Source organism: Bacillus cereus group sp. MYBK95-2, assembly GCF_051915225.1.
GTDB lineage: Bacteria > Bacillota > Bacilli > Bacillales > Bacillaceae_G > Bacillus_A > Bacillus_A cereus.
In genome coordinates this window covers 141,113-160,607 of the sequence record NZ_JBQAEH010000002.1, presented here as the reverse complement: position 1 = coordinate 160,607, position 19,495 = coordinate 141,113, and the positions used below count along the sequence as shown (strand labels likewise).

The following is a 19,495-nucleotide window of genomic DNA, read 5'->3' as shown; positions in this document are numbered from 1 at the left end:
AAGGTTTTCTCATACACATTACTGTGTAGAGGGACTACCAATTAATCCAGGAATTCAATAATATCCCAATGGAAAATGTTTAAATATACTGCACCGGCACCTTTTCGTTGGCCAAGCTGATTCGCATATGAAAACGAATCTTCAAGCAATTTCATAACAGGTACTACGCCACTTGCAGCGTTGTCGATACCTTTAATTTGCTCACCGCGTGCGCGTAGCTTAGATAAGTTTAAAGCTACTCCCCCGCCGATTTTCGATAATTGCATCGCAGTATTAATGTTAAAGCCGATCGAATTTAAGCTATCGTCCATCTCTAACAAGAAACAAGACACCATTTCTCCTCTTCTGCTTCTTCCCGCATTTAAAAAGGTTGGTGTCGCTGGTTGGTAGTTTTGTTTTACAATCATGCTTGCGAATTGTCTTGCCTTCGAAACATCACCGCGTCCTAAGTATAATGAAACAATTGCTACACGATCTTCATAGCTTTCTAAGTATTGTTTTTGATCATTCGTTTTTAACGCATAATCTTTGTAGAACTTAGATGCTGCCATATAAGATTGGAACTCGAAGTTTTCACCATAAGCGATGTTATATACTTCCTCTACTTCCTCCAAGCTATACTCGTCCAGAACGTTGTAATAGTAATCATGTTCTTTCATATACTCCATTCGCTCTGCCACGCTATTAAAAGGAACGGTATTCTCTCTAGCTTCTTCCATAAAGACTTCTAATGCCTCTTTATCTTTATGAAGCTGATAAAAACCGTCCTGCATTTGCGTGATTTCATTATTCAGTTCAATGTGTCGCAATCTCCCGCACCCTTTCCTTAAAATATTCTACATCGTTATTTGTTCCAGATAACTCAAATTTTGATACAATAGGCACTTCATATTTAGTAGAAATCTTGTCAGCACTTGCACCGAACATGTCTCCCCAGTTACGATTGCCGCTTGCAGATACGCCTTTTAATTTTTCATTATTGCGCTCTAAAAAGTCTAAAACACGTTCTGGTACATTGCCAAAACCTGTTGTATACGTAATAAGAATAAAGTCTTCATCTATTACTAGATCTTCATCAATTTGAACGGCCGGCATATTTAATTTGTGAATGAAACGCTTCACGTTTCCTGTCATAGAATCATATGCAACTAACATTTCCGACCCTCCCTCTCAAATCTATATTCTCTATATGTTGTTCTTGATTTCTCTATATATTGTATTACGTTTCAAAATAAGACACAAGATATATGTATAAATTCTTTCTTTTTTTAACTTTTACTTTTCGACATGATAGCCGTTTTTTTTCAATACAATGACTATGAAACAACATTCTAAAACTCATGTCAATAAAGTGCTTTTCAAAAAAGTTGTCAACGAATTTAACCTTATTTTTAAAAAAGTTAACAATATATTTTGTCATAAAACGGTAGATGCTGAAGAAATATATTTCTCCAGCATCACGCAAAAAAGAACAGATATGAAACTATAATCTGCTCTAAAAAACGATTACATTTATCAAATTTACCTTATTAAATATATTATACATATACTTTCGTTTCTCGTTACATACTAAAAGATAACTATTATAGAAAAAGATTATTATTATGGAACTTCAATTTATTTATGAAAAGTTTATTCAGAGTGCTCAATGCGCAAAATATCTTTTACAAATATATGATGCGGATTTTCATCTTTATCAATCATTGTACATACCGGAGCCTCTTCATCAAAGTATACAATCATTCCTTCTACGTACTGATATGTATGTCGAACTTGTACAGTTACTTTAATTTCTACTGCTTCTTCATATGCTCTTTTTATTTTCTGAAGCATTTTTGCTGAACATTTTCGTTTCTCTGGATACATAACCATTCCCATAAATCGATTGCCGGCTCTATCTTTCCACATATAATCCCAATGTGGTAAAATGCCTTGTTTAAAATCGCCCATAATTCCCCTCTCCTTTATCTTTTATTTATCCCGCATTAAACGTCCGATTGGTGAAAGGCTACTAATCAGTGAGAGATGCCCTGCTGATCAAAATTCCTCTTTATGAACGTGGCGTTTCTGAATATGTATAAATCACTTGCCCGCCTCGCTGTGCGTTACCAATGAAATGCTTAAAGTCTTCTCTATTTACAACAACTTCTCTGAACGTATAAAATACATCTTTCGTAACAACATACTCCTTTATTTCACCATTTTTTAGCTGATCTAAAATTGTATTTGCTAATTCTTTATCCATGTATTTCACCTCTCTGCAATATTTTATTTTATCGTATATTCTATAGGTCAACAACTGTAAATTTATCCCGCTATTTGCAGGTAGTGCGATTGGTGTTGACTACTAATCAGTCGTGGAATGAACAAAAAATCTTACTGATTAACGTTTCACTTTATCTCGTTGTTATGTCATGATTTTATTTTCGTTATTTCGCAAACAATATCGTTTTACTATATGTCCACTAAATATCATATACTAACATAGCTACTTCTCTATATCAAACATTTCGGCATTCAATTATGCAAAGTTCCATACCACTATGCTACAATATACAAATAGAACTAGGAGGGATACTATGATTCGGAAAGCAAAAAAGACAGATGCAATGGCAATAGCTCCTTTATTGTATAATGCTCTGCATGAAATTGCTGAAAAAATCACAGGTAGCACAGATGAAGCAGAAGTATTACTAGGACTTGAGACATGGTTCTCAAAAGAAAATAACCGTCTGAGCTACGAAAACTGTTTTGTCTATGAACAAGACGAGAGTGCAGTTGGAGTTATTGTCGCTTATCACGGTAGTGAAGCAACACAGCTTGACGCACCAATTGTACATCACTTAAGAGAATTACATAAAGATGAATCAATTACGTTAGAAAAAGAAGCTGAGCTTGATGAGTATTACATTGATACACTATCAGTTTCAAGTGCACACGGCGGAAAAGGTATCGGTTCTAAATTAATTGAAGCTGCCGAAATCTATGCAACTGAAAAAGGGCATGAAAAAATCGCTTTACTTGTTAATTTAGAAAACACACGCGCCTATTCACTATACGAAAAGTTAGGTTATAAAAAAGATGAAATTGTTATGCTAGTAGGCGAACCTTATGCTCATCTCGTAAAACCATTAAACGTCAAAATTTCTGTATCTTAAAAAGAAAGCACACGATTTATATAAATCGTGTGCTTTTATGTTAAATTCGTATTTAATATATTTCCATCCATCGCCTCGTGAAACGTATATGTTGTACATCCCCATGGCTTTCTATGCAAAATAGGCGAACCAGACCATCCCATTGCCCTCAGCTCCGTTCCAATCATCGAATTAAAATAATTATGACCTACAAGAGCAATACTTCCATGTACGAGAGCATAACGATGTAATACGTAAGCTGCTTGCCTTGCCCTCTCTCTTACTTCCTTATAAGATTCAACATTTTTATGGTAACCAAGTATCCATAATGCTCGTCCAATACACATCCATACGTTAAGTTTACACTTCAACCATTTTGGCGCATAAAAGCTCGCCGGAACTGCCGCTTCCCTAAAAAGAGAATTTTGTATAAAACATAAAGAATCCATTAATTCAGCTGCTGACTGTACAGCACACTTTTGATCACTCGTTACAATCAATTTCGCTACTTCAACCGCTTCTCTTGTTTCCAATGGTATAGGTTGTTTTTCTGTTATAGTATGTAAGTCATATCCTTTTATCCATTCATGAAAGGATGTAACCGTCATTGGTTCTATAGTACAATCTAAGCGACCATGACGAATAAAAGAAATCTTCATTCTTTTCACTCTCCATTCATCACTTATGAACTCTATTATGCACTAGTTCTAAACATCATACCACGCAAGAAAATAAAGTTATATACCTTTACATCTCCCCACCACTATCATGTGTTATCGAAGCATGGATACCATCCATCCCATCAAAATATGTACTCGTATCATATTGACGAATCTTTTTTAAATGCATATAAGAAAATAAAAATAAAATTAAAGCTATAACACTCCCCACAAATTCAAACATCATTTTACCGCCTCTAATTTCTCCCACTTCAGCAGGTTATTCTACTTTTTCATTATACCTCGATATAAAGATTCTCGCATTTTTGCTATTTTTTTCAAAAAACATGGATTTTCTACATATTTTCTTACAAAAAGTGAATATTTTTCGAATTTTTACTTTGGAAACATTTACAAAGTAGGAAATATGGTTCAAAATAGGAGGAAATAAAAAAACCCAAATTTATTCTTTTTTTGGGAAAACTGTAACAAGGAGAGTTGCTTATGCAGATCGCAGAAACTGGAGATATCATCGAATTTAAAGGTGGAATGCAAGGCCGTGTTCAAAAAGTAAATCAAAACTCTGTTATTGTTGATATAACAATTATGAAGAATTTTAGAGAACTAGATATGGAACCTCTTACAGTTGTAAGTCATAAAAACTATACTGTCATTAATCAAAATGCATAATATAATAGAAAGAAAGGGCCTGTATACTATACAGGCCCTTTCTTTCTATTAACGATTATCAATTGTTTCCGGATATAGATCGTGGTTCATCATGCGGTAATCAGCCATTTGTTCATACTTCGTCCCTGGGCGCCCGTAGTTGCAGTATGGATCAATTGAAATGCCACCACGTGGTGTGAATTTCCCCCATACCTCAATATAACGTGGATCCATTAATTTAATTAAATCGTTCATAATAACGTTCATGCAATCTTCATGGAAATCACCATGATTGCGGAAACTAAATAAATACAACTTTAAAGATTTACTCTCTACCATTTTTTGCTCTGGAATATAGCTAATATAAATTGTTGCAAAATCTGGTTGTCCTGTTTTCGGGCATAAACTTGTAAATTCAGGACAATTGAATTTTACAAAATAATCACGGTTTGGATGATTATTATCAAATACCTCTAATATTTCTGGGCTATATTCAAATAAATATTTTGTATTTTGATTCCCTAGTAATGTTACATCTTTTAAATCTTCATCTAATCTTCCTGTCATTTTAAACATCCCTTCTCGTTATACGCCGCGCTTATTTCCCCATACTAACGCATGAAGCTGAGGCAATACTTTTGCATCATTCATCTCTTTACAATTTACAGCTTTATCAATCAACCATTCATACTTATCTAATAATTTTTTTATAAGCATCGCATCATCCACTGTTTTTGTATCATCGTTTCCTACTTGTAAGAAAAATGGTACCTTTGGATAACGTTCGTGCATCTTAACTGCATATTCAAAATCATGATCATCGAATACTACTACTTTTAAACTAATATCTTTTCCTGCTAGTTTCTGAATAATAGCATCTAACCTCTGAAAATCTGTTTTCATCGTTGAACTTGGTGGTTTTGGAGAAATTGTTATCTCATCAATTTGAAGTAACCAATCTTGCCATTTACTCCCTTGCGTTTCAATTGCCGTTCGCATTCCATTTTCTTTTAATATAGAAAGAAGAAACTCAATATTTTTCAATAATGCCGGATTTCCACCTGAAATCGTAACATGAGAAAAATTTTCTCCTCCAATTGCAACAAGCTCATCCCAAATATCTTCTGGTGTCATCTGTCTAATTTGATCTTTAGCTGATCCATCCCACGTAAAAGCAGAATCACACCAAGCACAGCTATAATCACAACCAGCTGTACGGATAAACATTGTCTTTTGCCCTACAACCATTCCTTCACCTTGAATAGTCGGACCGAATATTTCTAAGACAGGGATTTTACTCATCAAGCATCCACTCCCGTCTTACTTCCGCATAACTAGTCGGCGTCTCAAATAAACGAACAAATTCAACGCGAGCTCCTTTATATTCGTTCACTCGATTCTCTTTTGTTAGTGCTTCTGCCATCTTTTCATAAATCCAAACGACCATATTTTCAGCAGTCGTATTCATTGCAGGTAACGTTTCGTTTAAATAACGATGATCTAGATAAATTTCTATTTCATTCTTCCAAATTTCTTTTATATCTCCAAAGTCAATTGCAAGACCTATTTCATTTACATATCCACTAATTCCAAATACAACTTTATATGTGTGACCATGTAAGTTTTTACATTTCCCTTCATAACAGTGTAAATGGTGTGCTGCATCAAATGTAAATTCCTTGCTGACCATTACTCTTTTATTATGGTATTTGAGTTGTTTACGCTGAATATCCTTGTCCATTTTTTGCAAATTCTCTACGATGCGAAATCCAAAAAAGTTATCCATTAGTTGTTCGCTCCTTCGCGTTCTTGTAGGTACGTATCTAATCCTGCTTTACGAAGTTGACATGCTGGACATTCACCGCAACCATCACCAATGATTCCGTTATAACATGTTAATGTTTTTTCTCGAACAAACTCAAATGCTCCAAGTTCATCTGATAATTTCCATGTTTCAGCCTTATCAATCCACATAAGTGGCGTGTGAATGACAAACGGGTAATCCATAGATAAATTTAAAGTAACATTTAACGATTTCACAAACACGTCACGGCAGTCTGGATAACCACTGAAATCAGTTTCACATACACCCGTTACAATATGACGTGCTCCAACTTGTTTTGCTAATACAGCAGCAAATGATAAGAAGAGTAAATTTCGTCCATCTACAAATGTCGATGGCAATTCACCTTCTTCATGTGTAATCTCCATATCCGTTCTCGTTAACGCATTTGGAGCAAGTTGATTTAATAGACTCATATCTAGTACCGTATGCTTTATTCCTAGTTCTTTTGCAATTTCCGCTGCACAATCAATTTCTAGCTTATGACGTTGATTGTAATTAAACGTTACAGCTTCTACCTCTGCAAACTGCTCTATTGCCCAAAATAAACATGTCGTACTATCTTGTCCTCCACTAAAAACAACAACTGCTTTTTCTTTTTTCATTTCACTCATTCTCCTTCTCTACTATAAATAAGAAGAAAGAACGTTCTTGAACTGTCACAATAAAAAAACAAAACAATACCTAAGGATATTGTTGTTTCCATAGTTTTTTATAGAGGGAGTTCGCGAACCTCTCCCGCGCGGTGCACGGAATTTCTTCTTTCATTGACATAGCTTATTGTAACATATTGTATACTAGCGTAAAAATTTCTGATTTTTCCGCTATTTATTATTTCATTTCTTTCATTTTATAGTATGATTAATTTAATATAAGAAGAGAGGAGGCATCCCACTGAAATCCTTTATTATTTATCTCTTTTTAAATATATTATTCATCCTGATTACAATGCTCGTATATCATTTATTTTGGAATCAAAAAGGGAAACGCTCTCCTAAATTAAATTCAGCTATATTCATTGTACTCTGTTGCCTCGCTACCGTACTCTGTATTACATTTGCAGCAAAAACAAATAATGGTTTTCAATTTGATATGCGCCATATTGTATTAATTGTCGGTACATTAACGGGAGGGCCTATTGCTGGTGGTTCTATCTTAGTTGTATTAAACATATATCGCTTATTATTAGGTGGGGTAGGTGTTTTCCCATCTCTTATCGGTTCTGTTCTTCTATTTATTGTTCTATTATTAACATATAAATTTTTCAATCGAACTTCTAATCGTATAAAAATAACACTTGCTATTATCTACAGTCTCACATACGGATTTAGTTGGATACCCTTCTTCCTTTCAAAGGTTACAAATAAGACTGATTATATACCGCATATTATTGTGTATGAATTATGTTCAATGCTTGGTACGATTCTAATTTTATATTTACTACACATATTACAAACTCAAGTTCGTCTCCAAAATGAACTTATAAATGCTGAAAAGTTTCATTTAATTGGTGAAATGGCAGCGTCTATCTCTCATGAAATTCGCAATCCATTAACTTCAACGAAAGGTTTTTTACAACTGTTACAATCAGATACATGCACTGAGCAGGAACGAAAATTATATATCGACATTGCCATTAATGGCATCGAACAAGCAAATCATGTTCTTACAGATTATTTAACCTTTGCTAAACCAAGCATTGAAAAAGAACAAATATTACAGTTAGAAGAAGAATTACTACATGCATTGTCGCTAATTACACCGCTTGCTAATTTAACAAATGTACGTACTCATTATATAAAGCAAAGCACTTCTTTTTTTATCGCTGGAGAAAAGCAAAAACTAAATCAATGTTTATTAAATATTTTAAAAAATTGCATTGAGGCTATGCCAAAAGGCGGTGATCTTTATTTCACATTAGTTCCTGATCATAAGCATATTCAGTTATATATAAAAGATACAGGAGTCGGTATGGATTCAGAACAAGTAAAACGTCTTGGTTCGCCCTTTTATTCAACGAAAGAAAAAGGTACTGGACTTGGAATGATGGTCGTATTCAGTGTTGTTCAAGCTATGAATGGAAAAATTGATATTATAAGTGAAAAAGGAATCGGTACAACCTTTTTATTAACTTTTCCACTCATACAAAAAACGTGATGAAATACTCATCACGTTTTTTCTGTTCCTTCAACTAATTCAGCAAAAGCTTTCACTTTTCCGTGCGGTTGTTGATTTTCTTTACGTGCTTTCCAGGCGCGCTCTTCTTCTCGCTTCTTCTTAGACATGTTTTTCAACTCCTTCTTTTCTTTCTTATTTCTCCATGTAGTATTCCAAAATAAGAAAGAAAACTATGCACGTATCAAAAAAGAAGTGGTTTCCCACTTCTTCCACTTTAGCGTTGCAAAATTGCATGTTTCGCCTCTTTTAACTGCGTAAGATGTCTTTGTTCATGCAAATCAAGAAATTGAACCCATTGATACAAATTCAGATCATTAAAAACAGGATGCTTTAATCCATTTTCAAATAGATCTTTTTCATCTATAACACTATGAAGCGCGTGTAATAGTTCTTGGCGTGAATGTTCTAGCAATTGAATTCCTTGCTGTTTTTTCATTAAAGTTTCTGTTGGTTGCATTTGCTGAGGAGCTTCTCGTTTATGTGTGCGATCAAGCGTAAGTTGGAGGTCTTTAAATGGAGTCATGTTTCTTTCATTTTTTTGTAAAGCATATACAAGGGCAGACGTGACAGATTGTTCAACTAAATGCAAGTGGTGTAAAATTTGAATAATACTCCATTTATCACGGCGTGGCTTTACATTCACTTCTGTGTCATTTAACATTTCAATTTCTGATAATAGCGTGCTTCGAGTAGCCTGTAATGAGTTTACTAAACTTTCTAAACTTACATCCATATTAGATTGAAGCATACTTGTTCCCCCCTTTTGTTGGTGAAAAGAGGTGCTCCTTATTAGAAACACCCCTTTAGTATTCTGAATTTTCTTTTATTATCTCATCATTTTCCCATTATGTCGATGTTAAACATGTGAAAAAAAGCGCATGTTTTTTACAATTTTGTGTCGTCAATCGCATGTAACCATGCTTCAATTTCTGTAATAACACTTTTCACACAGCCTTCAGCAAATGGTGATGTTAAATTTGCAACCTCTACTAATTCTAAGAACGATTTACTTCCACCTTGTTGGCACAGATTCACATAATCTTCCCACGCCTCTTGTCTATTATCTCTTGCACGTTTCCAAAATTGTAGCGCACAAATTTGAGCAAGCGTGTAATCAATATAATAGAACGGTGAGCTATAAATATGCCCTTGACGTTGCCAAAAACCACCGCGCTCTAAATAATCATTCTCCTCATAATCACGATGTGGTAAATATTTCTTCTCTATGTTACGCCATGCTGTCTTACGCTCTTCAGGTGATGCTTCAGGATTTTCATATACATAATGTTGATATTCATCAACAGATACACCATAAGGTAAAAACAGAAGTGCTGAACTTAAGTGAGAGAAGTAATATTTATCTGCATCTTCTTCAAAGAATAGCTTCATCCATGGCCATGTAAAGAATTCCATACTCATAGAGTGGATTTCACACGCCTCATATGTTGGCCAATTATATTCTGGAATTTCAAATTTACGACTTTCATATACTTGGAAAGCATGACCTGCTTCATGTGTTAATACATCAATGTCACCAGATGTTCCATTGAAGTTTGAGAAAATAAATGGCGCTTTATAATTCTCAATATATGTACAATATCCGCCACCAGCTTTTCCTTTTTTCGCAACTAAATCTAATAAATCATTATCTAGCATGAAATTGAAAAATTCATCTGTTTCAGCCGATAACTCTTTATACATTGTCTTTCCATGATCAACAATCCAATCCGCATCTCCTTTTGGAGTTGGGTTACCTGTAGCAAACTCAAAGTTTTCGTCGTAATAAGCTAACTTCTCTACACCGATACGTGCTTGTTGTCGCTTTCTTAATTCCGTTGTAACGGGAACGATATAATCTAGCACTTGCTGACGGTAATTAGCCACCATCTCCGCATTATAATCTGTACGGTACATTCTTGCATATCCAAGTTCAACAAAGTTTTTGAAACCTAAAGATTTTGCGATTTTCGTTCTCACTTTAACAAGCTCATCATAAATACGATCTAGTTCTTCCTCATTTCCAGCTAAAAATCCGTAGTATGCTTCACTTGCTGCTTTACGTTCGCTTCTTTCTTTTCCTTGCATAAACGGAATCAGTTGCGATAACGTTCTTTCTTCTCCAGCAAAGTCAATTTTTGCAGATGCTAATAACTGTGTATATTGCGATGATAATTTATTTTCTAATTGTAAATCTTTCACGACTTCATCTGAATATGTTTTTAAATCACATTCTGCTAGAGCAAATAATTGTTTTCCATAATACGCCTCTAATTCTTCACGAAATGGAGAATTAATGAGTGCCTTATAATATTTTGTACCATATCCTTGTACAACTGGAGAGAATTCATCAAAGAAATCCTGCTCCTCCTTATAAAAAGTATCCGTCGTATCAACAGAATGGCGAATGTAACAAAGGTTTCCCATTGTACCAAAATCGTTGCGAATCTCATTAATTGAATGAATGACTTGTTTTTGTTCTTCTACAGTTTTTGCGTTATCAAACTTCTCTAAAGCAACAGTAAATTTCTCTTTTAACTCTTCAATATTTGGGCGTTTATATTCATAGTCTTTAAATGACATGAACGAGCCTCCTCTCCATTACATACCTTTATTATAATTCAATACGTATTCTTGAATTCCCTCTTAATTTTCAACAAATTTCGGCAGTGATTGCCCTGAGCTCATTACAAATAAAAAAGCCTTGGATTTATTTATCCAAAGCTCCTTTGGAACATATTATTTTTCATACTTCCCAATTTTTTTTAATAAATCAAGTAATTCATCTTTTTCATCTTTCGTTAACATTTCAAAAGACTGATGTATAACTTTCTCATGCCCCGGAAAAATAGAAGCAATAAAGTTCTCGCCAGACTCAGTTAATTGCGCGTAAATAACACGTCTGTCATTCGGACATGGAATTCTCTTTACTAATCCCTTTTTCTCCAGCTTATCTACAACATATGTAATGCTGCCACTAGCTATTAAAATACGCTCACCAATTTGCTGAAGTGGTTGACCGCCTTTATGATATAGCAGTTCTAATACAGCAAATTCAGTTGGATTTAACCCGTTACTTTGTATAGATTTATTTGTAGTATCCATAACAGAACGATGTACACGAGATAATGCAATAAATACTTTTAAAGATTGAGAAATATCTTCTCGTTCATTATTTGATGTCATACAACTTTCAACCCTTCACTTAAATTCTCAGCAATAAAAAGAAAATGCCAGTTCATACTTCCTGTGGATTCCGAATGAGCATTCACTCATCCATTTCCTCTCCCCTAATATATTAAGAATCATTCTTGAATAAAAACATGACAATTTTAACATAGTTTATATATAATGATAATAAAAAAAGAAGGAGTACCACATTTGAAAGTCAAATTCCAAAGCATAATTGTATATATATTGCTTGTTATCCTACCGACAATAGGGATTGGTGCTACATTTTATTCGTATCATACATATAAAATGAAACAGGAAAACAAATTATCTGCTCATACAGTTCTCTTTTTATATAGAGATTATTTGGATCATCATCTTGGTGAAGCAATTTCTGCTTTAGACATGCTTGCAAAAGTTGTAGGCACCGAGACTGGTAATATAAATGGTATTAAACAAATTGTACATGATACGGATGGAAACGATGCACGCTTTTCTGGTCTATATTACGCTACACCAGAAGGAGTCATTACAATCGCATCTGAAGATGAATCAAAGCCTATAGATGTTTCAGACCGTAAATATATTCAAGACGCGCTCCAAACTAAAAAAACCACTGTATCATCAGTCATTACTGATCGCGTTCTTGGACATAAAGCTATTATGATTGCTGCCCCCATATTTAATAAACAGAAGGAGCTCTCAGGATTATTATTAGCTAGTTTACGCTTTGATTACATTTCATCTTCTTTAAATGCCATTAAACCACAATACCATTTTGAGGTAACTGATAAACATGATGTAGTTTTTCTAACCGATGATAATAACGACACAAGTGATACGCATTCTAATATGCTTACTACTCCACTCCAAAGATTAAATTGGAAGGTCTCTGTTTCTCCATTACCTATTCATCAAAAAACCTTATACCAGTGGGTTGCAATAGAGTGTATAGCTACTTTATTTTTAATGTCTATTTTATTTTTACTTGCTCAATATATGTTGTTAAAACGTCAAACAAAAATTGAAAGGCAACAAAATGAACTACAAAAAATTGAATTAGTTGGAACTTTTGCAGCGAGTACAGCACACGAAATCCGTAATCCTCTTACTGGAATTAAAGGACTCGTCGCTCTATTAAAAGAGAAATATAAAGATGAGCAAGATCAGTTCTACTTTTCCGTAATTGAACAAGAAATAGAGCGAATCAATGAAATTGTAAGTGAATTTCTTATTCTCGGAAAGCCAACCGCCATCATCGAACAAACGTATGATGTAAGAAAAATTCTAAATGAGGTAGCATTAATTATTCAATCTGAGGCGAATTTACATAACATTGTATTCCATTTACATTTGCCAGACCATCCTGTTCATATCCGTTGTTCGAAAGACCATATGAAACAAGTGGTTTTAAACATTACAAAAAATGCAATTGAGGCCATGACTTCTAGTGATACACTAACCATTGTAGTAAAAAACAATGAAACACACGCACAATTGCAGATTATAGATACTGGAAAAGGGATTCCGCAACATATTCAAAAACACCTCTTTCATCCGTTCTTTACTAATAAAGATACTGGAACAGGTCTTGGACTTGTCATATGTAAACGAATTGTAGAGATGTATAATGGGCATATTTTTATTGACAGTACAGAAAACGAAGGAACAACAGTTCATATCGAAATTCCGTTACACATAGTATAATTATCCTTATCCTATAAGGGTAATTATACTTATTTCATAAAACCAGCCACAAGCATTCGCCAAAAATTATTTGATTTTCCTTCATACCCGATTTGGAAAATAGGTATTTTTATAATTGAAAACCATTTCGGTGTTTGTTTTTCTTTATAACATTGATATTGTAAAATAAGCTTGTCCAATTCTTGACTAACTTGAATTGTCTCCCTACTATTTAGCCCACTTGTTAATCCTAGTTGAATCATTTCTTCACGTTTCATATGAATATCACGTGAAAGCTTTTCTAATGTGTACTTCCTTTTTACAGTAAACATCCATATCCCCCTTATTATACTTCCATGCTCTTAACTTCACTTCTCCATTGACTTTTTTAACTACTTAATCATATGCAAATTTGAAGAATCAGAAATTTTAACATTTTCTCCCTGTAATTTACAAATCTTTACCCTCACTTTGAGAATTATTACAAATTATTCTATCTTTGTAAATACATTCGCAATAATAGACATTTTTTTCATCTTGTTTTTTTATAAATGCTACGTAAACCGGGGATTCTTAATTTTCCACCTACTTTTCTTCGACATTTTTTGTTTAATTTATATAAAAAAGCAAAACATAATGATGATTGATAAAGTGAAACTTTAATCAGTGTTTTTTGTTCAGCCCCCACTGATTATTAGCATTCACCAATCGGGTAGGCAGTGAATCTCCCACCTATCCAGCCCAATGTTGAGGTGGGAGTCTTACTCCCCACAAATAGCGGGATAACAATAGAAAGGAAATATTTATATGCGAAAATATACGATTGCATTATTCATCATTGTTTTGTTTTTACCGTCCTTCTTATTTCCTATTCAAGCAAATGCTCATACGAATAAAGTTGCTATTGTCATTGATGATTTCGGAAATAATATGAAGGGGACTAATCAAATGTTATCACTTCCCATTCCACTCACTGTTGCTGTTATGCCTTTTCTTCCTTCCACAAAAGAAGATGCAATAGCTGCCCATAAGAAAGGCCATGAAGTTATTATACATATGCCAATGGAACCTATAAAAGGTAAAAAAGAATGGCTTGGGCCGAAAGCAATTACAACTGATTTAAGCGATGAAGAAATAAACAACCGACTTGAACAAGCGATTCAAGAAGTACCGCATGCAATTGGAATGAACAATCATATGGGGTCAAAAGTAACAGCGGATGAAAGAATTGTTCGCCTTATACTTGCTGCTTGTAAAAAACACGGTTTATTTTACTTAGATAGTAAAACGAATCCTAATAGTGTCGTCCCAAAAATCGGAAAAGAATTAGGAGTTCCTATTATTGAAAACCAACTATTTTTTGATGATGTGTATACAGCAGGACATATTTCAAAACAAGCCCAATTACTCATCAAAAAAATTCAAGAAAAACCTATTATGGTAGCTATCGGGCATGTGGGCCCTCCAGGTGAAATTACATCACGCGTTATTGAAACTTCTATCCCTAAAATTCGTGAGCATGCAGACTTTATTTTCTTATCTGATCTAGCATTATCCCCGCCTCCTGTTTCAAAATAAAGTTCATTACTCACATAAAGTGAAACTTTAATCAGCCCTCACCAATTGGGCTTTTATGGGCAATCCGTCCCCCCACTTAACTTCTTTACTTGCGCTGAATTTTGAGGCGCGGATTTTACTGCCCACAAATGGCGGGACAAAAAAGTACCTATCTATATATAACAGATAGGTACTTTTTTTAACTTAAATATAATCTACATGACTCACTCTGAATCCTTTTTTCTCTATTTTTCCGATTAATTGCTTTAATCTTGTTTCATCTAACTCATCTGATATATTTACAATAACGCGACGGATATATTGATCACCGTTATCTAACGTAAATAGGCCACCGATATTATATGCTTTTAACAATGTCCCAAGCTCTTTAATCGTTCCCTTACAATCTTGTGTTGCAATTGTTAATATATAACCACCTGTTCGCATACCAAATGAATCTTCAATAACATCAAATATATTCGAATGCGTTAACATACCGACAAATTCATTATAATCATTTAGCACGGCTAAAAACGGAAGCCGACGAATTACATAAAAAGCTCTGAAGAATGAATCCTTTTCAAAAATAAATGCATTGGAATCATCAAGCATATCCCCTGCACTTACATGCTCTAATCCGCTATTGCATTTTTTTTCTAATAAATCTACTTTATAAATAATCCCCGTGAATTTCTTCTCATCTTCTGCTAATACCGGGATGGCTCGAAATCCCGTTTCGTTCATCATTTGCAGTGCCTCTTCACCAGAATCATTTATCTTGCAAAATGTTACTTGCTGCTTTGGCAGAAAATGATATTTAACTCGCAAAATATGTTCCTCCTTACATGTCAACATGTAATCTATATATAATAAGGAGACCTATATTTTATGAGTGAAATTATTTTTAAAACGCTTTCATTTGTTTATTAACTTGTAGCCATATCACATCCATTTTTATATAACAGAGCTCCTTGCACCCTTAATCATTAATAACTTTACATGATAGTTCATTAAATATTCTATACCCTCTAGCCATTTTTTCGCTTCTTCTGGCGTTTTTCCCCACACAATCATGCCGTAATTATGAACAAGAACTACTCCTCCACCTTCAATAAAATTCGGAACATTGCTTTCTAATAAATCAGCGAATTTTTTTTCATCTTCTACAATTGGAATTGTCATTTCTGTTATACCTTCTTTTCCGAAAACACGCTCCACACTGCGTTTATCGAACGTTACTTCTCCTTCTTCCCCATATAACTCTGATATTAAATGACTATCTACAGTCTGCACTTGTAAAATACATCCTGCACTACTTTTTTTATAAATATCCGCATGCATAAATGACTCTGCAGCTGGTTTTTCTTCATTTTCAAATACTGACTCGCACATGCAATTTACGACAATAAAATCTTCTTCCGAAAATAGCCCTTTATCTCTTCCCTCAACATTTACTAAGAATGTTAACGGCTCTTTTGACGTACATAGCGATAAGCTAATTTTGGTACCATAAAACCAATCACGAAGTGCCAATTCAGATTTCACATCTTTTAATTCATTCCATTTCTTCAGAAAAAATAACATTTCGTCACCCCCGGCATAATATTCATATAAGGTTCGAATCCTTTCTATGTAAAAGGGATATTTTTTGATTATTCTAAAAATTTAATTGAATTATCACATGAGAACGCTTTTTTGTCAATATAGTTTCGTGGTTCTTCTTTAAAATAGGCTATTCATATGTCTATATTCCTATCTATTTCATTTTGCACATAAAAAATACGCTATTCTTTAATTAAAGAATAGCGTATTTTCCTCATTTTTTATTCCGCATTAACGGGCAGCCCGATTGGTGAGGGCTACTAATCAGTGGGGAATGAACAAAACCCCCACTGAATAAAGTTTCACTTTATTTCTTTATTGCATTATACAAAAACTGCGCGTATTGTTCACGTGTTACGAAATTATCTCCTAAAAAATTCCCTTCCCCGTCGCCTTTTGATATTTTATTATCCACTAAAGCTTTCACATATCCTTTCGCCCAATGGCCATTTGGTACATCTTTAAAATTCTCTGCACTATTTTCATTTTCTTTTAACTGAAATACTCTTTGTAGTACTACTGACATTTCATATCGAGTTAATACTCCATCCGGACGGAACATACCATTTCCATAGCCTGTCATAATTCCCGCTTGAACCACTGCATCAATAGCCGTTTCATACATATTTCCTTTCGTATCTGTAAATGCCGTTTTTTGTTCTAGATTATTTTCTAATTTTAAATACCTTTGTATTAGAAGTGCTACTTGTCCACGAGTAATGTTATCACCAAATCCAAATTCACCATTTCCATAGCCTATAAATAATTTTTCTTTCGCTAAGTAATTAATTGCTTCTTCTGACCAATGTCCCTTTGGTACATCTTTAAATTCTACCACTTCTGTTTTCTCATCTTCTTTAGATGTATTACCGTCTTTACTTTCTACTACATTTTGAATAACAGATCCTGTAAAGAAGATTCCTGTATCCGCGAATGGATCTTTCACACCAAATTCATATACTTTCTCACCTGGTGTACTCCATTTCACTACACCATTACTATACGTACCATTATCGCTCTTCAGACGGATTTTCGTAGAAATCTCACCATCTTTTTCATATATAGGTACTTTTACTTCTTTATTTACTTCTGTTTCCTCTAAAAATACTTTTTGATTTTGGACATTAATATAAGCCGTCTTACTTAGTTCTATAACTGGTCGGACATCACGGATTTCATTTGCAACAAAACTTAGAAATACTAATTTTTTTAAATTACTAACTGGTGATAAGTCTGAAATATAATTCGCTTCTAAATCAAGCTTTTGTAAGTTTACTAAACTTGATAATGGAGTAATATCCTTTAACTCATTGTTAGGTAAGTGTAATTGTTTTAACTGTGTCATCTTACTTAGAGGAGTAACATCTTTTATTTCATTTTTCCCGATCCACAATTCTTCTAATTGCTTCATTTGCTCAATGCCGGATAAATCTTTAACTTTATTACGTGTTAATACTAAGTCTGTTAAAGGTAATGAATATAACGCTTTAATATCTTCAATTTGATTACCTGCTAAAGTTAAGTATGTTACATTTTTCAAAGCGCTTAATGGAGCAACGTTCGTAATTTTATTATTTGCTAAATTCAAGTAATCTAGTTGTTCCATTTTCGCTAATGCTGTTACATCTTCTATTTGGTTGCCTGATAGATATAAACTTTTTACATTTTTCATTTCAGTTAGTGGTGCAACGTTTGTAATTTTATTATTACTTAAATCAAGAGATTCTAAATTATCCATCTTAACAAGTGGCGTTACATCTGCAAATTCATTACCACGCAAAGCTAAATGATTTAATTGCTTTAAGTTCGCAAAGAACGACGGGTCTTTTATCTTCGCATTCGCAACTGTTAAAGATTTTAAATTTGGCATATATTTTAATGCACTATAATCAAGTATCTCATTTGTATTTAAAAATAAATCCTTTACTTGTAATAACTCTTCTTTCGTAATTGGTGTATTTAAATCTTTTCTATTAAATACTTTTTTATTCACAAGTTCTCTTAATTTGTTATCTGTTATCATATTTTGATTATCAACTGGATTATCCGTTTCCATATTTCCTGAATTAGAGTTATCATCTGGTTTCTCTGTTTCTTTGTTACCTACAGTTGGATCTTTAATTTCAAATTGAACTTGATATTTGTGATCATATCCAATAGCTGGAATAAGTATATGCATTTGCATATTGTGCTTCTTCTCAAACTCGCCAATTTCAAATTGGACTACTTTCGTTCCGTTCTTCCTCTTATCTTCTGACAAAACCTTCACATCATGAAATACACCAGGCTGGTTTCTATCTTCTATTCTAAGATATTGAAAATAATCGCTATCTTGCATTGTTACAGTGACAATTTTTTTACCAGCTGCAATCGTTACTTTAGGATCTTTTATATATTGAGAAACCATAGATGGCTCGTCTTTTTGGTCCTTATATATTTTAATTTCAGTATCATACGTGCGATCACTCGCTGCTGCTACCGATTGATTTGCTTCAACTTTTAATGCCGCTAATGCTGGAGTAGAATACGTAGCAAATGGAATTGCTAATGTTGTCGCTACTACTAGCGCCTTCATATAATTTTTTTTCAAAATAATATCCCCTATCATATACAATTTTTATAATTGATAACCCTTATCAATTACCCACAAATAAATGATAATGAATATCATTATCATTGTCAATGAGAATATTACATTAAATTTATATTTTTAAAGATAAAAAATAAAAAGCCCTTTATTCAAAGGGCTTTTTTACCTATCGTATGAAGAATTTCACTTTTTTCCTTTTCATTGATGACACCTATTTTTTGCAAAATATTCGCGTACAATACAAGTTTATTATATATTCGTTCTGACATGTTCTCCCTTCTTTCCTTCGACCAACTTTTTTTGTATTGGTAAATTATATGAAAGAGGTGAGAAAATGTGTCCACTTTTTGCATAACTGCAAATCTTTTATTTTACGATTTACAGATAATAAAACTCCCTCCTAAAA

The 19,495-nt window shown here is 33.6% G+C and carries 22 protein-coding genes, 1 pseudogene and 1 riboswitch; of the genes and pseudogenes, 5 read left to right on the top strand and 18 right to left on the bottom strand.

The window, feature by feature from the left end:
• Positions 1-44 precede the first annotated feature (44 nt).
• The 4 genes and pseudogenes from ACTFN4_RS07740 to ACTFN4_RS07725 form a co-directional block, all read right to left on the bottom strand.
• Positions 45-809: pseudogene (locus ACTFN4_RS07740) on the bottom strand (ribonucleotide reductase N-terminal alpha domain-containing protein); the annotation flags it as partial.
• The gene (gene nrdI, locus ACTFN4_RS07735; protein WP_000959447.1) at positions 796-1,155 is read right to left on the bottom strand and encodes a class Ib ribonucleoside-diphosphate reductase assembly flavoprotein NrdI; all 360 of its coding nucleotides are present in this window, start codon (positions 1,153-1,155) and stop codon (positions 796-798) included. The pseudogene ACTFN4_RS07740 and the gene nrdI, both read right to left, overlap by 14 nt.
• Positions 1,156-1,632: 477 nt before the next feature.
• Positions 1,633-1,950: a hypothetical protein gene (locus ACTFN4_RS07730; RefSeq protein WP_000502205.1), complete on the bottom strand. Its 318-nt coding sequence runs from the start codon at positions 1,948-1,950 to the stop codon at positions 1,633-1,635.
• Between the two features lie 100 nt (positions 1,951-2,050).
• Entirely contained in the window at positions 2,051-2,245 is a 195-nt protein-coding gene (locus ACTFN4_RS07725; protein ID WP_000356684.1) for a hypothetical protein, read from the bottom strand.
• Positions 2,246-2,579: 334 nt separating this feature from the next.
• Between ACTFN4_RS07725 and ACTFN4_RS07720 the strand changes: the two genes are divergently transcribed.
• The gene (locus ACTFN4_RS07720) at positions 2,580-3,158 is read left to right on the top strand and encodes a GNAT family N-acetyltransferase (protein WP_000619542.1); all 579 of its coding nucleotides are present in this window, start codon (positions 2,580-2,582) and stop codon (positions 3,156-3,158) included.
• A 35-nt stretch (positions 3,159-3,193) separates the two neighbouring features.
• Here ACTFN4_RS07720 and ACTFN4_RS07715 read toward each other — a convergent pair whose 3' ends face one another.
• Together ACTFN4_RS07715 and ACTFN4_RS07710 are read right to left on the bottom strand one after the other, a co-directional pair.
• Positions 3,194-3,796, bottom strand: a complete 603-nt coding sequence (locus ACTFN4_RS07715; RefSeq protein WP_000703101.1) for a hypothetical protein — start codon at positions 3,794-3,796, stop codon at positions 3,194-3,196.
• Between the two features lie 88 nt (positions 3,797-3,884).
• Positions 3,885-4,040, bottom strand: coding sequence for a hypothetical protein (locus tag ACTFN4_RS07710; RefSeq protein ID WP_000461432.1), 156 nt, complete (start codon positions 4,038-4,040; stop codon positions 3,885-3,887).
• Between the two features lie 260 nt (positions 4,041-4,300).
• Between ACTFN4_RS07710 and ACTFN4_RS07705 the strand changes: the two genes are divergently transcribed.
• Positions 4,301-4,486 carry a YkvS family protein gene (locus tag ACTFN4_RS07705; RefSeq protein ID WP_001165082.1) on the top strand — a complete coding sequence of 62 codons (186 nt, stop codon included), beginning with the start codon at positions 4,301-4,303 and terminating at the stop codon, positions 4,484-4,486.
• Between the two features lie 48 nt (positions 4,487-4,534).
• Here the strand turns inward: ACTFN4_RS07705 and queF are convergent, their stop codons facing one another.
• Genes queF through queC form a run of 4 tightly spaced genes read right to left on the bottom strand, consistent with a single transcriptional unit; the run spans position 4,535 to position 6,913 of the window.
• Complete coding sequence (queF, locus tag ACTFN4_RS07700) at positions 4,535-5,032, bottom strand: preQ(1) synthase (protein WP_001986050.1); 498 nt, start codon at positions 5,030-5,032, stop codon at positions 4,535-4,537.
• Between the two features lie 18 nt (positions 5,033-5,050).
• Entirely contained in the window at positions 5,051-5,767 is a 717-nt protein-coding gene (gene queE / locus ACTFN4_RS07695; RefSeq protein ID WP_000036294.1) for a 7-carboxy-7-deazaguanine synthase QueE, read from the bottom strand.
• Entirely contained in the window at positions 5,760-6,251 is a 492-nt protein-coding gene (gene queD, locus ACTFN4_RS07690; protein WP_000368414.1) for a 6-carboxytetrahydropterin synthase QueD, read from the bottom strand. The genes queE and queD overlap by 8 nt, the downstream gene beginning before the upstream one ends.
• Positions 6,251-6,913, bottom strand: a complete 663-nt coding sequence (gene queC / locus ACTFN4_RS07685) for a 7-cyano-7-deazaguanine synthase QueC (protein WP_000711595.1) — start codon at positions 6,911-6,913, stop codon at positions 6,251-6,253. The genes queD and queC overlap by 1 nt, the downstream gene beginning before the upstream one ends.
• A gap of 93 nt (positions 6,914-7,006) precedes the next feature.
• Positions 7,007-7,050: riboswitch (PreQ1 riboswitch) on the bottom strand.
• Positions 7,051-7,256: 206 nt separating this feature from the next.
• On the opposite strand from queC, the gene kinB reads away from it, so the two are divergent.
• Complete coding sequence (gene kinB, locus ACTFN4_RS07680) at positions 7,257-8,465, top strand: sporulation sensor histidine kinase KinB (RefSeq protein WP_000964154.1); 1,209 nt, start codon at positions 7,257-7,259, stop codon at positions 8,463-8,465.
• An 11-nt stretch (positions 8,466-8,476) separates the two neighbouring features.
• Here kinB and ACTFN4_RS07675 read toward each other — a convergent pair whose 3' ends face one another.
• The 4 genes from ACTFN4_RS07675 to ACTFN4_RS07660 form a co-directional block, all read right to left on the bottom strand.
• Positions 8,477-8,593, bottom strand: coding sequence for a DUF6254 family protein (locus ACTFN4_RS07675; protein WP_000038355.1), 117 nt, complete (start codon positions 8,591-8,593; stop codon positions 8,477-8,479).
• A gap of 107 nt (positions 8,594-8,700) precedes the next feature.
• Entirely contained in the window at positions 8,701-9,234 is a 534-nt protein-coding gene (locus tag ACTFN4_RS07670; protein WP_000941961.1) for a DinB family protein, read from the bottom strand.
• A 137-nt stretch (positions 9,235-9,371) separates the two neighbouring features.
• Positions 9,372-11,066 carry a M3 family oligoendopeptidase gene (locus ACTFN4_RS07665; RefSeq protein WP_000008577.1) on the bottom strand — a complete coding sequence of 565 codons (1,695 nt, stop codon included), beginning with the start codon at positions 11,064-11,066 and terminating at the stop codon, positions 9,372-9,374.
• A gap of 156 nt (positions 11,067-11,222) precedes the next feature.
• On the bottom strand, positions 11,223-11,669 hold the full coding sequence (locus ACTFN4_RS07660) for a MarR family winged helix-turn-helix transcriptional regulator (RefSeq protein WP_000203336.1): 447 nt from the start codon (positions 11,667-11,669) through the stop codon (positions 11,223-11,225).
• 195 nt (positions 11,670-11,864) lie between these two features.
• Between ACTFN4_RS07660 and ACTFN4_RS07655 the strand changes: the two genes are divergently transcribed.
• Positions 11,865-13,361: a DUF3149 domain-containing protein gene (locus tag ACTFN4_RS07655; protein WP_000865068.1), complete on the top strand. Its 1,497-nt coding sequence runs from the start codon at positions 11,865-11,867 to the stop codon at positions 13,359-13,361.
• A gap of 29 nt (positions 13,362-13,390) precedes the next feature.
• Here the strand turns inward: ACTFN4_RS07655 and ACTFN4_RS07650 are convergent, their stop codons facing one another.
• Positions 13,391-13,672 carry an aspartyl-phosphate phosphatase Spo0E family protein gene (locus tag ACTFN4_RS07650; RefSeq protein WP_000495536.1) on the bottom strand — a complete coding sequence of 94 codons (282 nt, stop codon included), beginning with the start codon at positions 13,670-13,672 and terminating at the stop codon, positions 13,391-13,393.
• 475 nt (positions 13,673-14,147) lie between these two features.
• Between ACTFN4_RS07650 and ACTFN4_RS07645 the strand changes: the two genes are divergently transcribed.
• A complete protein-coding gene (locus tag ACTFN4_RS07645) occupies positions 14,148-14,918 on the top strand; it encodes a divergent polysaccharide deacetylase family protein (protein WP_001234107.1) in 771 nt (256 codons plus the stop codon).
• A 183-nt stretch (positions 14,919-15,101) separates the two neighbouring features.
• Here the strand turns inward: ACTFN4_RS07645 and cbpA are convergent, their stop codons facing one another.
• The 3 genes from cbpA to ACTFN4_RS07630 form a co-directional block, all read right to left on the bottom strand.
• Positions 15,102-15,725, bottom strand: coding sequence for a cyclic di-AMP binding protein CbpA (cbpA, locus tag ACTFN4_RS07640; protein WP_001264208.1), 624 nt, complete (start codon positions 15,723-15,725; stop codon positions 15,102-15,104).
• 126 nt (positions 15,726-15,851) lie between these two features.
• Positions 15,852-16,481, bottom strand: coding sequence for a class II aldolase/adducin family protein (locus ACTFN4_RS07635; protein ID WP_000896006.1), 630 nt, complete (start codon positions 16,479-16,481; stop codon positions 15,852-15,854).
• A gap of 325 nt (positions 16,482-16,806) precedes the next feature.
• Positions 16,807-19,107 (bottom strand): NEAT domain-containing leucine-rich repeat protein, encoded by a 2,301-nt coding sequence (locus ACTFN4_RS07630; protein ID WP_439962311.1) that lies wholly within the window; start codon positions 19,105-19,107, stop codon positions 16,807-16,809.
• Positions 19,108-19,495 lie beyond the last annotated feature (388 nt).

Coding starts and splice junctions, on each gene's coding strand:
- nrdI (WP_000959447.1), bottom strand. CDS start 1,155: ATGTTAGTTGCATATGATTCTATGACAGGAAACGTGAAGCGTTTCATT.
- ACTFN4_RS07730 (WP_000502205.1), bottom strand. CDS start 1,950: ATGGGCGATTTTAAACAAGGCATTTTACCACATTGGGATTATATGTGG.
- ACTFN4_RS07725 (WP_000356684.1), bottom strand. CDS start 2,245: ATGGATAAAGAATTAGCAAATACAATTTTAGATCAGCTAAAAAATGGT.
- ACTFN4_RS07720 (WP_000619542.1), top strand. CDS start 2,580: ATGATTCGGAAAGCAAAAAAGACAGATGCAATGGCAATAGCTCCTTTA.
- ACTFN4_RS07715 (WP_000703101.1), bottom strand. CDS start 3,796: ATGAAGATTTCTTTTATTCGTCATGGTCGCTTAGATTGTACTATAGAA.
- ACTFN4_RS07710 (WP_000461432.1), bottom strand. CDS start 4,040: ATGTTTGAATTTGTGGGGAGTGTTATAGCTTTAATTTTATTTTTATTT.
- ACTFN4_RS07705 (WP_001165082.1), top strand. CDS start 4,301: ATGCAGATCGCAGAAACTGGAGATATCATCGAATTTAAAGGTGGAATG.
- queF (WP_001986050.1), bottom strand. CDS start 5,032: ATGACAGGAAGATTAGATGAAGATTTAAAAGATGTAACATTACTAGGG.
- queE (WP_000036294.1), bottom strand. CDS start 5,767: ATGAGTAAAATCCCTGTCTTAGAAATATTCGGTCCGACTATTCAAGGT.
- queD (WP_000368414.1), bottom strand. CDS start 6,251: ATGGATAACTTTTTTGGATTTCGCATCGTAGAGAATTTGCAAAAAATG.
- queC (WP_000711595.1), bottom strand. CDS start 6,913: ATGAAAAAAGAAAAAGCAGTTGTTGTTTTTAGTGGAGGACAAGATAGT.
- kinB (WP_000964154.1), top strand. CDS start 7,257: ATGCTCGTATATCATTTATTTTGGAATCAAAAAGGGAAACGCTCTCCT.
- ACTFN4_RS07675 (WP_000038355.1), bottom strand. CDS start 8,593: ATGTCTAAGAAGAAGCGAGAAGAAGAGCGCGCCTGGAAAGCACGTAAA.
- ACTFN4_RS07670 (WP_000941961.1), bottom strand. CDS start 9,234: ATGCTTCAATCTAATATGGATGTAAGTTTAGAAAGTTTAGTAAACTCA.
- ACTFN4_RS07665 (WP_000008577.1), bottom strand. CDS start 11,066: ATGTCATTTAAAGACTATGAATATAAACGCCCAAATATTGAAGAGTTA.
- ACTFN4_RS07660 (WP_000203336.1), bottom strand. CDS start 11,669: ATGACATCAAATAATGAACGAGAAGATATTTCTCAATCTTTAAAAGTA.
- ACTFN4_RS07650 (WP_000495536.1), bottom strand. CDS start 13,672: ATGTTTACTGTAAAAAGGAAGTACACATTAGAAAAGCTTTCACGTGAT.
- ACTFN4_RS07645 (WP_001234107.1), top strand. CDS start 14,148: ATGCGAAAATATACGATTGCATTATTCATCATTGTTTTGTTTTTACCG.
- ACTFN4_RS07635 (WP_000896006.1), bottom strand. CDS start 16,481: ATGTTATTTTTTCTGAAGAAATGGAATGAATTAAAAGATGTGAAATCT.
- ACTFN4_RS07630 (WP_439962311.1), bottom strand. CDS start 19,107: ATGATAGGGGATATTATTTTGAAAAAAAATTATATGAAGGCGCTAGTA.